This window comes from Allochromatium humboldtianum (assembly GCF_013385175.1).
Lineage (GTDB): Bacteria > Pseudomonadota > Gammaproteobacteria > Chromatiales > Chromatiaceae > Thermochromatium > Thermochromatium humboldtianum.
Genome location: NZ_JABZEO010000007.1, coordinates 106,246 through 119,690, shown reverse-complemented (window position 1 = coordinate 119,690; position 13,445 = coordinate 106,246). Strand labels below are relative to the sequence as shown.

The 13,445-nt window shown below is 65.5% G+C and carries 17 protein-coding genes and 1 other RNA gene; 12 read left to right on the top strand and 6 right to left on the bottom strand.

Annotation, left to right across the window (positions count from 1 at the left end):
* Positions 1-2: 2 nt before the first annotated feature.
* Together pepP and HW932_RS11975 are read right to left on the bottom strand one after the other, a co-directional pair.
* Positions 3-1,313, bottom strand: a complete 1,311-nt coding sequence (gene pepP, locus HW932_RS11980) for a Xaa-Pro aminopeptidase (RefSeq protein ID WP_176976720.1) — start codon at positions 1,311-1,313, stop codon at positions 3-5.
* A complete protein-coding gene (locus HW932_RS11975) occupies positions 1,310-1,876 on the bottom strand; it encodes a UPF0149 family protein (protein WP_343047355.1) in 567 nt (188 codons plus the stop codon). Before HW932_RS11975 ends, pepP begins: the two co-directional genes overlap by 4 nt.
* Positions 1,877-2,029: 153 nt before the next feature.
* On the opposite strand from HW932_RS11975, the gene HW932_RS11970 reads away from it, so the two are divergent.
* The 5 genes from HW932_RS11970 (at position 2,030) to rpiA (ending at position 4,097) form a co-directional block, all read left to right on the top strand.
* Positions 2,030-2,239: a TIGR02449 family protein gene (locus tag HW932_RS11970; protein ID WP_222932336.1), complete on the top strand. Its 210-nt coding sequence runs from the start codon at positions 2,030-2,032 to the stop codon at positions 2,237-2,239.
* Positions 2,236-2,613, top strand: coding sequence for a cell division protein ZapA (locus HW932_RS11965; RefSeq protein WP_176976719.1), 378 nt, complete (start codon positions 2,236-2,238; stop codon positions 2,611-2,613). The genes HW932_RS11970 and HW932_RS11965 overlap by 4 nt, the downstream gene beginning before the upstream one ends.
* A gap of 14 nt (positions 2,614-2,627) precedes the next feature.
* Positions 2,628-2,813: non-coding RNA, 6S RNA (gene ssrS, locus HW932_RS11960), on the top strand.
* Between the two features lie 19 nt (positions 2,814-2,832).
* A complete protein-coding gene (locus HW932_RS11955; protein ID WP_176976718.1) occupies positions 2,833-3,444 on the top strand; it encodes a 5-formyltetrahydrofolate cyclo-ligase in 612 nt (203 codons plus the stop codon).
* Entirely contained in the window at positions 3,441-4,097 is a 657-nt protein-coding gene (gene rpiA / locus HW932_RS11950; RefSeq protein ID WP_176976717.1) for a ribose-5-phosphate isomerase RpiA, read from the top strand. Before HW932_RS11955 ends, rpiA begins: the two co-directional genes overlap by 4 nt.
* A gap of 121 nt (positions 4,098-4,218) precedes the next feature.
* Here rpiA and HW932_RS11945 read toward each other — a convergent pair whose 3' ends face one another.
* Positions 4,219-5,334 (bottom strand): porin, encoded by a 1,116-nt coding sequence (locus tag HW932_RS11945; RefSeq protein WP_176976716.1) that lies wholly within the window; start codon positions 5,332-5,334, stop codon positions 4,219-4,221.
* Between the two features lie 420 nt (positions 5,335-5,754).
* Between HW932_RS11945 and rph the strand changes: the two genes are divergently transcribed.
* From rph to HW932_RS11910, 7 genes are all read left to right on the top strand, one after another.
* Positions 5,755-6,471: a ribonuclease PH gene (rph, locus tag HW932_RS11940; protein WP_176976715.1), complete on the top strand. Its 717-nt coding sequence runs from the start codon at positions 5,755-5,757 to the stop codon at positions 6,469-6,471.
* 5 nt (positions 6,472-6,476) lie between these two features.
* Complete coding sequence (rdgB, locus tag HW932_RS11935; protein WP_176976714.1) at positions 6,477-7,085, top strand: RdgB/HAM1 family non-canonical purine NTP pyrophosphatase; 609 nt, start codon at positions 6,477-6,479, stop codon at positions 7,083-7,085.
* Complete coding sequence (locus HW932_RS11930) at positions 7,082-7,783, top strand: YggS family pyridoxal phosphate-dependent enzyme (protein ID WP_176976713.1); 702 nt, start codon at positions 7,082-7,084, stop codon at positions 7,781-7,783. The genes rdgB and HW932_RS11930 overlap by 4 nt, the downstream gene beginning before the upstream one ends.
* Before the next feature lie 61 nt (positions 7,784-7,844).
* A complete protein-coding gene (gene proC, locus HW932_RS11925) occupies positions 7,845-8,675 on the top strand; it encodes a pyrroline-5-carboxylate reductase (RefSeq protein ID WP_176976712.1) in 831 nt (276 codons plus the stop codon).
* Entirely contained in the window at positions 8,672-9,247 is a 576-nt protein-coding gene (locus HW932_RS11920; RefSeq protein WP_176976711.1) for a YggT family protein, read from the top strand. Before proC ends, HW932_RS11920 begins: the two co-directional genes overlap by 4 nt.
* Before the next feature lie 13 nt (positions 9,248-9,260).
* A complete protein-coding gene (locus HW932_RS11915; RefSeq protein WP_176976710.1) occupies positions 9,261-9,563 on the top strand; it encodes a DUF167 family protein in 303 nt (100 codons plus the stop codon).
* On the top strand, positions 9,551-10,321 hold the full coding sequence (locus HW932_RS11910; RefSeq protein WP_176976709.1) for an endonuclease/exonuclease/phosphatase family protein: 771 nt from the start codon (positions 9,551-9,553) through the stop codon (positions 10,319-10,321). Before HW932_RS11915 ends, HW932_RS11910 begins: the two co-directional genes overlap by 13 nt.
* Before the next feature lie 4 nt (positions 10,322-10,325).
* Here the strand turns inward: HW932_RS11910 and ftsX are convergent, their stop codons facing one another.
* Genes ftsX through ftsY form a run of 3 tightly spaced genes read right to left on the bottom strand, consistent with a single transcriptional unit; the run spans position 10,326 to position 13,322 of the window.
* Positions 10,326-11,309, bottom strand: a complete 984-nt coding sequence (ftsX, locus tag HW932_RS11905) for a permease-like cell division protein FtsX (RefSeq protein ID WP_176976708.1) — start codon at positions 11,307-11,309, stop codon at positions 10,326-10,328.
* A gap of 2 nt (positions 11,310-11,311) precedes the next feature.
* Entirely contained in the window at positions 11,312-11,980 is a 669-nt protein-coding gene (gene ftsE / locus HW932_RS11900) for a cell division ATP-binding protein FtsE (RefSeq protein ID WP_176976707.1), read from the bottom strand.
* A 37-nt stretch (positions 11,981-12,017) separates the two neighbouring features.
* On the bottom strand, positions 12,018-13,322 hold the full coding sequence (gene ftsY / locus HW932_RS11895) for a signal recognition particle-docking protein FtsY (RefSeq protein WP_176976849.1): 1,305 nt from the start codon (positions 13,320-13,322) through the stop codon (positions 12,018-12,020).
* Between the last annotated feature and the right edge of the window lie 123 nt (positions 13,323-13,445).

Genomic DNA, 13,445 nt, shown 5'->3' with positions numbered 1-13,445 from the left:
CGTCAGTGTCTCGGTCGCATCAGTGTCTCGATCGCCTCGGGCTCCTTGGGCGCCGCGTCCGAGAGGATCTCGTGGCCATGCTCGGTGATGAGCACGTCGTCCTCGATCCGCACGCCGATGCCGCGATAGGGTTCGGGCACAGCCTCGTCGTGCGACAGATAGAGTCCAGGCTCCACGGTCAGCACCATGCCGGGTTCCAGCTCGCGCCAGTCGCCGTCGTGCTTGTAGGCGCCGACGTCGTGCACGTCCATGCCCAGCCAGTGGCCGGTGCGGTGCATGTAATAGGGCTTGTGCGCCTCGTCCTTGATCAGATCCTTGGTCTTGCCGTTCAGGATACCCAATTCCACCAGTCCCTTGGTCAACACCTTGACCGCCGCTTCGTGCGGTTCGTTCCAGTGTCGTCCCGGACGCGCACGCTCGATAGCAGCCCGCTGCGCCTTCAGCACCAGGTCGTAGATGGTCCGCTGGGCCGGACTGAAACGGCCATTGACCGGAAAGGTGCGGGTGATGTCCGAGGCATAGCCGTCCAGCTCACAGCCGGCGTCGATCAGCACCAGATCGCCGTCGCGCAATGGGGCGGAGTTCTCGACATAGTGCAGCACGCAGGCGTGCTCGCCGCCGGCGACGATGCTCGGATAGGCCAGATGCCGAGCACCGGCCAGCGCGCACTGGTGCTGAAACTCGGCCTCCAGCCGTGCCTCGTTCAGACCCGGGCGGCACAGACGCATCAGCTCGCTGTGCGCGCGCGCCGAGATCCTGGCCGCGCGGCGCATGATAGCGATCTCGGCCGGACTCTTGATGAGACGCTGCTCGTGCAGTACGGATTCGAGAGTGACGAAGGTTTCGGGCGCGACGGCGCCGGTTCGCGCCTTGGCGCGCACCTGTCTGACCCAGCCCATGACCTGGGCGTCCAGCGTCGAGTCCGTGCCGATCGGATAGTAGAGCCGCTGACGCCCGTCGATGAGCGTCGGCATCACCGTATCGAGTTCACTCAGCGGATGAGCCTCGTCGGCGCCGAAGTCATCGACCGCGCCCTCGACCCCGAGACGCGCGCCATCCCACTGCTCGCGCTCCGGATCGCGCGGACGACAGAAGAGGACGCATTCGCCCTCCTTGCGCTTAGGCGCGATCACCAGCCAGGCATCCGGCTCGGGGAAGCCGGTCAGATAGCTGAAGTCGCTGCTCTGGCGGAAAGGGTAGTGGACATCGCGATTGCGTGTCACCTCGCGCGCCGCCGGCAGGATGGCGAGTGCGTCCGGGCCGAGGGTCTTGGCCAGTGCCCGGCGGCGGCGTCTGTATTCGGAACGGGTCATTCGGGGTCCGTCTCTTGGCCGGCGGAAGTCGCCGGGCCGCTGTTGGTCGGCGAGCGCGCGATGGCCCGCTCGTGATGGATCAGCATGGCCGCCACCCGGACGAACTCGATCACCTCGGCGAGCGCCTGCTCGTTGTCCTCGGTCTCCTCCAGGTCGTCGAGGTCCATCTGGGTGATGGCCGTGAGATCGCGCAGGATCTCGCGTCCCTGCTCGGAGAGATCGGACTCGGATAGCCCGACCAGACCGAGTGCATAGAGAAAGCCGCGTATCCAGTCGTAGAGCCAGAGCGCGCGTTCGCCCAGCGGGGCCGAGTCGCCGGCGGGGGAGGGGAGCCGAACCAACGGCTCCAGCCCCTGGAACTCGCGCTCGATGGCCAGTCCGCATTCACGCAGGGCCGCTCGCCCCTCGGCGACCAGTGCCTCACCCGCGTCGGGCGTGGGCGAGACCTGTCCGAGCCAGGACTCCAGGGCCTGCGTGTCCCCGCCGCAGATCAGGCCACAGAGGATGCCGTGCGCCTCGCTGGGTGAGGGATTCAATGGCCCGGCGTCGAGATAGGGGCCGATGTCAGGGTCGATGATGTCCGTGGCGACCTCCCGTCACTAAAGGTATGCTTGAGCCTTGCTGGAAGATCCGGGATCATAGCACGCACACCTGCCCGATTGACCGCCCGCGAAGCCCCTTCTATAGTGCGCGGAATTCCAATGGAGTCGCGGACTTTGGCCAAGTTTGACCTCGATCAATTTGAACTTCGGTTGACGGCCCTGATCCGTTTGAACGAGAGGCTCAGGGACGAGAACGCCTCGCTGCGCGCGCGCCAGGAGCTGCTCGTCGCCGAGCGTAGCGAGTTGATCGAAAAAACCGAACAAGCCCGAAGCCGCGTCGAGGCCATGCTATCCCGACTGCGTGCGATGGAGGAGAATCTGTGATCGAAGAGCCGTTGCAACTGAGTATCAAGATCCTGGACAAGGAATACCGGATCGCCTGCGAGTTCCATGAGCAGGACGACCTGAAGGCCTCGGCGCGGCTGCTCGATGGGCGTATGCGCGAGATCCGTCAGACCGGGCGCGTGATCGGCACCGACCGCATCGCGGTCATGGCGGCGTTGAACATCGCCTATGATCTCATCCAGGTCCAGCGTGCGCGCTCCGGTCCCGAGGGCGATCTGACCCGGCGTTTGCAGCAATTGCAGGATCGGGTGAACCATGCTTTGGCCGGAGATGCGGACGATGGGCAGGCCGATCAGGCCGAATCGGAAATTCCGGCACAGTCAAGTCTGGACGCCCCGCGCGAAAGGGTATAGCCTGTAACCCAAGACACCCCCTGTAGTGTTCGAGAGCGGCCTGGGTATTTTCTTGAGCCTAATCGCTACCCCGGGGATGGCACGGCAAAGCGGTTGCGCATGTCCGCCTCCGAGCGGAAAGCCTGAAGCGGCGCCCGTCGTCCCCACTTGAACCCTATGGTTCAAGAACGAGGGCCTGCAACGGCACAGATGGGGGGTGTCTCTCCTTCACATCATCGCATGTCTCCCCCTCAGCGACTCAGACAGCGGCTGCGAGCGGCACGCCGCGCACTCGACGCGCGCACGCAGCGCCGACACGCCAAGGCCTTGCTCCGTCGCCTGATCCGACATCCGAGCGTGCGACGCGCACGACGTGTCGCGCTCTACTGGCCCGCCGATGGCGAGATCGATCCGCGCGGGTTGATGCGGCTCGAGTCCTGTCGCGCCAAGCGCTTCTATCTCCCGGTCCTGAATCCGCTGAAGCGACGCCAGGGCGCGCTCTGGTTCGCGCGCTATCGTCCGGGCGAGCGGTTGCGGCCCAATCGCTTCGGCATCCCCGAGCCGGCCGGACGCGGCCCCCAGTTGATCCGCCCGATCAGCCTCGACCTCATGATCCTGCCGCTGGTCGGGTTCGACGCTCAGGGGCATCGTCTCGGCATGGGCGGCGGTTTCTACGATCGCACGCTGGCCTTTCGGCGGCGCCACCCGCGCTGGCGCCGGCCGCAGCTGATCGGCGTGGCGCATGAGTGCCAGCGTTGCGAGCACATCGAGCCGCGCCCCTGGGACGTTCGGCTCGATGCCGTTTTGACTGAATCTCGTCTCTACAACGAAAAATCGGAGGACAATCCGTGAATCAAGACAATCTGAAGAAACAGGCGGCCGAGGCGGCGCTCGCTTATGTCGAGGGTGGGGTGATCGGTGTGGGCACCGGCTCGACCGTGAATCATTTCATCGACGCCCTGGCCGGCATCAAGGGCCGCATCGAGGGCGCCGTCTCCAGCTCCGTGGTCTCGACCGAGCGCCTCGAGCGTCACGGCATCCCGGTCTTTGATCTCAATGCGGTCGGCGAGCTGGCGCTCTATGTCGATGGCGCCGACGAGGCCAATGGGCGGCTGGAGCTCATCAAGGGCGGCGGCGGGGCGCTGACGCGCGAGAAGATCGTCGCGGCGGCCAGTCGCAAGTTCGTCTGCATCGCCGATGAGAGCAAGCTGGTCGAGGTGCTGGGGCGCTTCCCGTTGCCGGTCGAGGTGATTCCGATGGCACGCAGTTATGTGGCGCGTGAACTGGTTCGGCTCGGCGGCACGCCGGTATGGCGCGAGGGGTTCGTCACCGACAACGGCAATCTGATCCTGGATGTCCAAAACCTGGAGATCACGGATCCCAAGGGGCTGGAGCAGCAGATCAACGCCATTGCCGGCGTGGTCACGGTCGGCATCTTCGCCCTGCGTCCGGCGGATGTGCTGATTCTGGGGTCGGCGCAGGGGCCGAGGACGATCGCGCCCTGATCGAATCGATCCGGCGGGAGCCGGGTCGTCATCCGGATATCGTGACCGGCTTGATGAGGATACAAAGAAAACGGGATCCCGAAGGATCCCGTTTTCGTTTTACGCAACTTCGAGCCGGGGCTTAGAAGTTGTGGATCATACCGACCGAGAAGCCGTCCCAGTCCGTGTTGGACATATCGTCGTCGACCTGGGTGTAGAGCACGTAAGCCTTGGTGCGCTTGCTCAGGTTGTGGTCGAAGGCGATGGCCCAGGTGTAGTAATCACCCTCGATGGCATCACGGAAGCGGTCGTCACTGATGCGACCGTCACGATTGCCGCTGCCGTACATGGCCTTGACCATGTTGTTGCCGAAGGAGTAGCCGGCCTGAACCTGCCAGATCTTCAGCTTTTCGTTGTCGGTAGCGGGGCTGATCTGACCTTCGGGCAGGTTGGACTGCTCTTCATAGATACCGGTCAGGGTGAAGCCGTTCCAGTCCATCAGACCCAGACCGACGCGCCACTTGGTGTAGTCGTCATCGACGTAAGACGGCGAGAACTTGTCGTTGCTGACGTTCGTGCGCATGAACAGCTCGCTGCCGAGCGACTCATAGGCCAGCGAGGCGTAGAAGGGGCCGTTGCTGTAGATACCGGCGACGGAGTAGGCCTCGGCCAGGCTGTCGGAGTTGATGTTCTCACCGTAGCCGGCGGTGGAGGCGCCACCGGCATGGACAGCGGCGGCGAGTTGGAAGCCGGCCAGGTTCGGGCTGACATAGGCGATGGCGTTGTCGGCGCGGACGTCGTCGAAGCCGACGGTGCCGTTGTAGTCAGCCATGGTGTCGGCGAAGAGGTCGAGCTTGCCGGTCGAGGTCTTCATCGGGGTGTCGTTACGGCCAACGACGAAGGTACCCCAGCCGCCGGTCAGGCCGACGAAGCTGTTACGCATGGTGATGCTGTCATTGGAACCGGAGGCGGCATTGCCGGTGGTGCTCTCTTCGGTCATCTTGACGCCGAACTCGACCTGATAGATGGCCTTCATGCCATTGCCCAGATCCTCGGAGCCCTTGACGCCGATACGGTTGGCACGGCCCTCGCCGGGGACGCCGGCGCCGCCGTTGACGCCCCAGCCCTCGAAGCCGTTCTCGACGTCGGCCCAATCGATGGACATGTGCAGCTTGCCGTACAGGACAGCTTCGGCCATCGCGGCGGTCGGAGCAACCATCGCGGCGGCAACCGCCATGCTCAGAAGTTTCTTGTTCATGCTGTTCTCCGCTGTTGTGAATTTGTCAGTTTGACTGCAGAAACCGAGCGCAATCATGCTTTGCGCTGTGAACTATAGAGTACGAAATGGCGTTTTGCAACAGATTGGGCGAAAAAAGACACACCAGCAACAAATGTATCTTTTTTGCAGCACCCTTGAGTCTTGGTCGAGTCGAAGACGTTTCGAATCCGGTCGAAGTCTCTGTACATCCATTTGATCCGTATCCGCAACTAGGCTTCGGAGGCCTGTGGCGGGATCCTATGTCGAATCAGGCGCATCTTAGCGGCAAGGCGTTCGGGATGCCACAAGGAGCGCTCCATGTCTGTGCTTTCATGAGTCTAGGGCATCGACATTGGCCCTACTCGCCACGGTCGAAGTACACTGTGCCCGTCTATCCCAATGCCGGAGCCGCCAAGCAACATGAGACCCTCCCAACGTCGCCCCGATGAGGCGCGCCCCATCCGCTTCACGCGCGGTTTCACCCGTCATGCCGAGGGTTCGGTGCTCGTCGAATTCGGCGACACGCGCGTGCTCTGCACCGCCAGCGTCGAGCCGCGTGTGCCGCCCTTCCTCAAAGGCAAGGGCCAGGGCTGGATCACGGCCGAATATGGGATGCTGCCGCGTTCGACCGGCGAGCGCATGCCGCGTGAGGCGGCGCGTGGCAAGCAGGGCGGACGCACCCTGGAGATCCAGCGTCTGATCGGGCGCGCGCTGCGGGCCGCCGTGGATCTCAATGCGATTGGCGAGCGCACCATCACGCTCGACTGCGACGTGCTCCAGGCTGACGGCGGCACCCGCACCGCCGCCATCACTGGCGCCTGGGTCGCGTTGCGCGAGGCCATCGACCGTCTGCTGGCCGCCGGCGAACTGACGGTCGATCCGATCGAGACCCAGATCGCTGCCGTCTCGGTCGGCGTCTATCAGGGTGTGCCCGTGCTCGATCTCGACTATGCCGAGGATTCGTCCGCCGAGACCGACATGAATCTTGTGATGGATGGCGAGGGGCGCTTCATCGAGGTCCAGGGGACCGCCGAGGGCCATCCCTTCACCCGTGCCGAACTCGATGCGCTGCTGGAACTGGGCGCCGCCGGCATCCGCTCCATCCAGGCTGCGCAACGCGCCGCGCTGGAGGTCTGAGGTTCATGACGCGATCGCATATCGGCGAAACCATCGTCCTGGCCAGCAACAACGCCGGCAAGGTCCGTGAGATCGAACGCCTGCTGGCCGAGTCCCGGATCCATATCCGCCCTCAGGGCGAGTACGGCGTCCCCGAGGCCGAGGAGACCGGCCTGACCTTCGTCGAGAACGCCATCCTCAAGGCGCGCAACGCGGCGCGTCACAGCGGACTGCCGGCCATCGCCGACGACTCGGGACTGGAGGTCGACGCACTGCGCGGCGCGCCCGGCATCTATTCTGCCCGCTATGCCGGTTCGGGCGCCACGGACGAGGCCAATCTGCGCAAGCTGCTCACTGATCTCGCGGAGGTGCCCGAGGCCGAGCGCACGGCGCGCTTCCAGTGCGTGCTGGTCTATCTGCGCCATGCCGAGGATCCGACGCCGCTGATCTGCCAGGGCGCCTGGGAGGGTCGAATCCTGTTCGAGCCGCGCGGTAGCAACGGTTTCGGCTATGATCCGATCTTCCTGGTTCCGGGCCACGGATGCAGCTCAGCGGAACTCGACCCCGACACCAAGAACCGGCTCAGTCATCGCGGTCAGGCGTTGCGACGATTGCAGGAGCAGCTTTCGGCATGACACCCAGCGACATCGCCCAGCATCGCAATCAGGTTCTTGCGCGCATTCAGGCGGCGACCGAGCGCGCCTGTCGTCCGGCCGGCTCGGTCGTTCTGATCGCGGTGAGCAAGAAGCAACCGGCCGAAGCCATCCGCGCCGCCCATGCCGCCGGTCAACGCGCCTTCGGCGAGAGCTATCTGCAGGAGGCGCTCGACAAGCAGGCGCTGCTTGTGGATCTCTCTGACATCGAGTGGCATTTCATCGGTCGTATCCAGTCCAACAAGACGCGCCAGATCGCGGCCCGCTTCGATTGGGTGCATGGTCTGGCCGATGCGGCCCATGCGCGACGTTTGAGCGAACAGCGTCCGGCGGGCCGTCCGCCCCTTAACGTCTGTCTCCAGATCAACCTGAGCGGCGAGGCGAGCAAGGGCGGTGTCGAACCCGATGAGGTCGGCGCACTCCTGGAACAGTGCCGCGAACTCCCCGGCCTGCGCGTGCGCGGACTCATGACCCTGCCGGCGCCGTCCGAGGACGAGACCGAGCAGCGCCGCCCGTTCCGAGAACTGCGTGAACTGCGTGACCGGCTGGCGACGCCCGACTGCCCGCTCGACGTGCTCTCGATGGGCATGTCCGACGATCTGGAGGCCGCGATCCTGGAAGGGGCGACCCAGGTCCGCATCGGCACGGCGGTCTTCGGCGCGCGCCCCACTGACGGATGACGGCGCGAAAATTGCCGTACAATGGTTCATCGACTGTCACACTGAATCCGTAGCCGTTGACATGAGTACAGCCAACATTCGCTTCATCGGTGGCGGCAACATGGCCACCAGTCTGATTGCCGGTCTGATCGCCGACGGCTATGCGCCGCATGCCATCCAGGTCTCCGACCCCAGTCCCGAACGGCGTCATGCTCTGCAGGCCAGTCTCGGCGTGCGCGCACTCGCCGGCAACGCCGAGGCGCTCGCCGAGGCCGAGACCCTGGTGCTCTGCGTCAAGCCGCAGCTGGCCGCTTCGGTCTGCGCCGAGCTCGCGCCGCTCCTGGCCGATCGGCGTCCGCTGATCGTCTCGGTGATGGCCGGCGTGCCCGAACAGACCATTCAGCGCTGGCTCGGCGCGCCCCTGCCGATCGTGCGCGCCATGCCCAACACCCCGGCCATGGTGCAGACCGGCGCCATCGGGTTGCACGCCAGCCCCGAGGTCGACACCGAGGGCCGCAACCGCGCCGAGACCATCCTGCGCGCCGTGGGTCTGGTGCGTTGGGTCGAGGACGAATCGCACATCGACGCGGTCACGGCCATCTCGGGCAGCGGTCCAGCCTATTTCTTCCTCTTCATGGAGGCGCTGGAGCAGGCCGCGATCGAACTGGGCCTGGACGGCGAGACGGCACGGCTACTGACCATCCAGACCGCACTCGGCGCGGCCAAGATGGCCATGGAGAGCGCCGATCCGCCGGCGCGCCTGCGCGAGCAAGTGACTTCGCCCGGCGGCACCACCGAGCGCGCGCTCGCGGTCTTCGACGAGGCCGACCTGCGCGCCCTGGTCGAACGCGCCGCGCGCGCGGCGCTTGATCGCGCCGTCGAGCTGTCGAAAACACTCTCGGAGGCCCCATGACAGGTTCCTATCTGCTCGACCCGCTGGTCTTTCTGATCCAGACTCTGTTCGGGCTCTATATCGCGGTGGTGGCGCTGCGCTTCCTGCTGCAATGGGTGCGGGCCGATTTCTACAATCCCATCTCGCAGTTCGTCGTGCGGATCACCACGCCGGTCCTGCGTCCGCTGCGCCGGATCGTGCCCGGCTATGGCGGCCTGGATCTGGCGGCGCTGGTGCTGATCTGGCTGCTGTCGGCGGTCGAGCTGGGGCTGATGGCGCTGGTCGTCGGACTGGACCGCTCGCTGTTCGGCGCCTTCGGCTGGGCGATCCCGAGCATGGTCGAACTCTTCATCAACATCTTCCTGTTCGCGATCCTGATCCGGGTCATCCTGAGCTGGGTCAATCCCGACCCCTACAATCCGGCGACCGCCCTGCTCGACCGGCTGACCGCGCCCGTGATGCGTCCGGCCCAGCGCGTGATCCGACCGATCGGCGGCATCGATCTCTCGCCGATGCTGGTCATGATCGGTCTGGTGCTGCTCAACATGCTGCTGATCCCGCCGCTCAAATGGCTGGTCGCCAGTCCCTTCTGACGGACCGGCGGCGGTGAGCTGGTATCGCTGGGACGGCGAGGATCTGGAACTGCGCGTGCGGGTGCAGCCGCGCGCACCCAAGGACGCCTTCGTCGAGCCGGACCCGAGCGGTGACTACTATCGGGTCAGGCTCAAGGCGCCGCCGGTCGAGGGCAAGGCAAATCAGGCGCTACGACGCTTCATCGCCGACGCTTTCGACGTGACCCTGTCGCAGGTCGAGATCCTCAGCGGCGAGCAGGCACGCTACAAGCGACTGCGCATCCAGTGTCCGCGCCAACTGCCGCTGCCGGTCGGAACAGCGACATGCGCCAACTGAATCTGCTCAGCTACAACGTCCAGGCCGGCATCGAGTCGCGTCAGTACAGCGACTATCTGGTCAATAGCTGGAAGCATCTGCTGCCCCATCCCGGGCGTCTGGCCAATCTGGCGCGCATCGCCCAGTTACTGCGTCAGTTCGACGTGGTCGGGTTGCAGGAGGTCGACGCCGGCAGTCTGCGCAGTTCCTATGTCGACCAGACCCAGTATCTGGCCACTCAGGGCGCTTTTCCACATTGGTATCGTCAGATCAACCGCAATCTGGCGCCCTTCGCCCAGCACAGCAATGGTCTGCTCGCCCGTCCGCGTCCGGTCTGCATCACCGAGCATCGTCTGCCGGGGTTGCCCGGACGCGGCGTGGTGGTGGCCGAGTTCGCGCTCGACGACGGCGGGGTCTTGGCCATCGGCATCGTGCATCTGGCGCTCGGCTGGAACGCGCGCCGGCTCCAGCTCGAGTATCTGAGCCAACTCGCCCATACCTACCCCTATCTGGTGCTGATGGGCGACTTCAACTGCGGCTGCAACTCCAAAGGGTTGCGCAACATGGTCCGCCGCTCCGGGATGCGCGGTCTGGATTGCGAACTCAAGACCTTCCCGAGCTGGCGCCCGCGCCACAATCTCGATCACATCCTTGTGTCACGCCCGATCGAGGTCGTCGCGGCGCGCGTGGTCGACTATGCGCTCTCGGATCATCTGCCGATCAGTATGCGGATCGAATTGCCGGAGGGCGTGCGACTGGCCGAGTCGCACGCGCCATAGAGCCTCAGGCGGGCTTGGCACCTTGAAGATGATGGTTGACCGCCAGCCGGCTACCGATGAGTCCGAGCAGCATACCGGCGCCGAGCATGGAGCCGGTATCGACGAACCCGAGCCCCGCGAGCCTGAACTCGCTGTGATACAGGGAGGCCAGTCGCGAGACATAGCCTTGTAGCACCAGGATCGCCAGCGTCACCAGGAACCAGGCCGTCAGCCCGCCCAGCAGGCCGTACCAGGCGCCCGTGTAGAGAAAGGGCCGGCGGATGAAGGCCGCCGTGGCGCCGACCAGTTCCATGATCTCGATCTCGATGCGTCGGTTGAGGATCTCCAGTCGAATGGTGTTGCCCACGATCAACAGCACGCCGATCCCGAGCAGACCGCCGAGCAGTAGCGCGACCACCTGAACCAGATCCAGGATCGCTTGCAGACGTTGCAGCCACAGGGTATCCATGCGCGCGAAATCCGCCTCGGGCAGATCCAGGAGGCGTTCCTGCACGGCTGCCAGTCGCTCCGGCTCGGCGTGCTCGGGGGTCGGATAGACGGCCAGCACGTTCGGTAGCGGGTTCTTGGTGATCTTGTCGAGCGCATCCTCGAAGCCGCCCAGATCGCGGAACTCGGCCAGCGCCTGATCGCGCGTGATGAGGTTGACGCGCGCGACCTCCTCCCAAGCTCTGAGCCGTTCGGCCAGATCCGCCGCCTTCCGGTCGTCGATCTCTAGATCGAGGAAGAGCGAGATCGCCGCCGTCTGATCCCAGCCGCCGGCCATGGCGCGCAGATTCTCGCTCAACACATAGAGTGCAGCGGGCAGGGCGAGCGAGATGCCGATCACGGCCACGGTCATGGTCGAGGGCACGGGATTGGCGCGTAGCCGGCCCAGCGTCTCGATGAGCGTTTGCAGATGCTGGTTGAACCAGATCCCAGGGCGCTCCAGGAACCTGGGTGTGCGGATGCGCGAGGCGCGGGGCGGGCGTGGATGAACGCGTCTGGCCATGCTCACCAGGCCCCCGTGTCGCGGGTGAGTCGACCCTCGTCCAGGGTCAGGGTGCGATGGCGCAGATCGCTGACCAGCGAGAAATCATGGGTCGCGATCAGCAGGGTCACGCCGACATATTTGAAGCGTTCGAAGAGTTCGAAGATCTCGCGCGACAGATCCGGGTCGAGATTGCCGGTCGGCTCGTCGGCCAGCAGTACCGGCGGGCGACCGACCAGGGCGCGCGCGATGCCCACGCGCTGCTGCTCGCCGCCCGAGAGTGCCATGGGCGTGGCGCGCTCGCGCTTGAGCAGACCGACCTGATCGAGTGCCGCGCGTACCCGGCGACCGATCTCCTTGGGATGGACGCCCGTGACCACCAGCGGCAGGGCGACGTTGTCGAAGATGGTGCGGTCCGGCAGCAATCGATGATCCTGGAAGATCATGCCGACCTGACGGCGATGCTGCGGGATCTCGCGGCGCGGCAGGGTGCCGAGGTTGCGGCCGTTGACCAGCACCTGTCCGCGCGAGGGACGTTCGAGCAGCCCGATCAGACGCAGCAGGGTGCTCTTGCCGGCGCCCGAGTGTCCGGTCAGGAAGACCATCTCGCCGGTCTGGATCTCGAAATCGATGGCGGACAGGGCCTCACCGCGCTCGGGATAACGCTTGAAGACGTTCTGGAAGCGGATCATCAGTCGCTCACACCTCTTCGCAGGATTTCCGGGCGTGCTAGCCGAGCAGGGCCTCGACGAACTCGTCGGGATCGAAGGGGCGCAGATCTTCGATCGATTCGCCCACGCCGATGAAGCGGATCGGTACTCCCAGCCGCTCGGCGATGGCGAACAGGATACCGCCCTTGGCCGTGCCGTCGAGCTTGGTGAGCGTGATGCCGGTCAGACCCACGGCGCGATGGAAGTGCTCGGCCTGGTTGAGCGCGTTCTGGCCCGTGGTGGCGTCGACCACCAGCATCACCTCGTGCGGCGCCTCGGGGTCGAGCTTCTTGAGCACGCGCGCGACCTTGGAGAGTTCGTCCATGAGATTGGTCTTGGTGTGCAGTCGGCCGGCGGTGTCGGCGATCAGCACGTCGGCTCCGCGCGCGGTGGCGGCCTGGAGGGCGTCGAAGATCACCGAGGCCGAGTCGGCGCCCGTGTGCTGGGCGACGACCGGCACGCCGTTGCGCTCGCCCCAGGTCTCCAGCTGTTCGACGGCGGCGGCGCGGAAGGTGTCGCCGGCGGCGAGCATGACGCTGTTGCCGTCCTCTTGCAGACGCTTGGCGAGCTTGCCGATGGTGGTGGTCTTGCCGGCGCCGTTGACGCCGACCATGAGGACGACCTGAGGTTTGCCGGGCGCGGGCTGCTTGACCGGACCGTCGACAGTGCGCAGGATGGCGCGCAGATCCTCCTTGAGCGCCGCGAGCAGCGCTTCGGGGTCGGTGATCTTCTTGCGCTTCACCCGCGCGGTGAGATCGGCGATGAGGCGTGTGCTGGTCTCGATGCCGACATCGGCGGTGATGAGCAGGGTCTCGAGTTCTTCGAGCAGGTCGTCGTCGATCTTCCGGCGTCCGCGCAGCAGGCTGCCGAGTCCGCCGCCGAGTTGGGTGCGTGACTTGGAGAGACGTTCGCGCAGACGTGCCAGTGCGCTGTGTTTGGGCGCGGTCTCCGGCTCGGAGCCGGGCTCGACCTGAGATTGGGCGCTGACGAGGGTCGAGGGTTCGGGCGCCTTGGTTGGTGCCCTGGTCGCCACAGGCTTGGACGACGCCGGTCGAGTCTTCGGCGGCGACGGTTCGCGTGCGGGTTCGGCGGCGACAGGCGCTGGCTCGGGAGTCGCGGTCGGTTCCAGCTCGGCGACCACCGGCTTGTTCGAGCGAAAGAGTTTGCCGAACCAGGGCTTCTTGGGTGCCGGGGACTCGCTCGCCGGTTGGGCGTGAGAAGCGTCACGCGGCGCCGGATCCGGCTTGGCCGCGCTCGATTCGGGGGCGTTTGAAGCCGGAGCTGCCCGGTCGGGCGTCTCCTGTTTTTTTCCGAAACGGAACATAGGGTGATGCTTCAGGGTCGATGATCGGGTGGGTGGCGCTCGGCCATTGAGTTCGGCCCCCAATGCTACCAGATCGTCCGCTCGATCGCCCCGAACCTTATCGATCGGGCGCGGGTCGAAGCG

What these genes read in the sequence shown, in the direction of transcription:
- pepP (WP_176976720.1), bottom strand. Translation starts at nt 1,313, where the DNA reads ATGACCCGTTCCGAATACAGACGCCGCCGCCGGGCACTGGCCAAGACC.
- HW932_RS11955 (WP_176976718.1), top strand. Translation starts at nt 2,833, where the DNA reads ATGTCTCCCCCTCAGCGACTCAGACAGCGGCTGCGAGCGGCACGCCGC.
- HW932_RS11945 (WP_176976716.1), bottom strand. Translation starts at nt 5,334, where the DNA reads ATGAACAAGAAACTTCTGAGCATGGCGGTTGCCGCCGCGATGGTTGCT.
- rph (WP_176976715.1), top strand. Translation starts at nt 5,755, where the DNA reads ATGAGACCCTCCCAACGTCGCCCCGATGAGGCGCGCCCCATCCGCTTC.
- rdgB (WP_176976714.1), top strand. Translation starts at nt 6,477, where the DNA reads ATGACGCGATCGCATATCGGCGAAACCATCGTCCTGGCCAGCAACAAC.
- HW932_RS11930 (WP_176976713.1), top strand. Translation starts at nt 7,082, where the DNA reads ATGACACCCAGCGACATCGCCCAGCATCGCAATCAGGTTCTTGCGCGC.
- proC (WP_176976712.1), top strand. Translation starts at nt 7,845, where the DNA reads ATGAGTACAGCCAACATTCGCTTCATCGGTGGCGGCAACATGGCCACC.
- HW932_RS11920 (WP_176976711.1), top strand. Translation starts at nt 8,672, where the DNA reads ATGACAGGTTCCTATCTGCTCGACCCGCTGGTCTTTCTGATCCAGACT.
- HW932_RS11910 (WP_176976709.1), top strand. Translation starts at nt 9,551, where the DNA reads ATGCGCCAACTGAATCTGCTCAGCTACAACGTCCAGGCCGGCATCGAG.
- ftsX (WP_176976708.1), bottom strand. Translation starts at nt 11,309, where the DNA reads ATGGCCAGACGCGTTCATCCACGCCCGCCCCGCGCCTCGCGCATCCGC.
- ftsE (WP_176976707.1), bottom strand. Translation starts at nt 11,980, where the DNA reads ATGATCCGCTTCCAGAACGTCTTCAAGCGTTATCCCGAGCGCGGTGAG.
- ftsY (WP_176976849.1), bottom strand. Translation starts at nt 13,322, where the DNA reads ATGTTCCGTTTCGGAAAAAAACAGGAGACGCCCGACCGGGCAGCTCCG.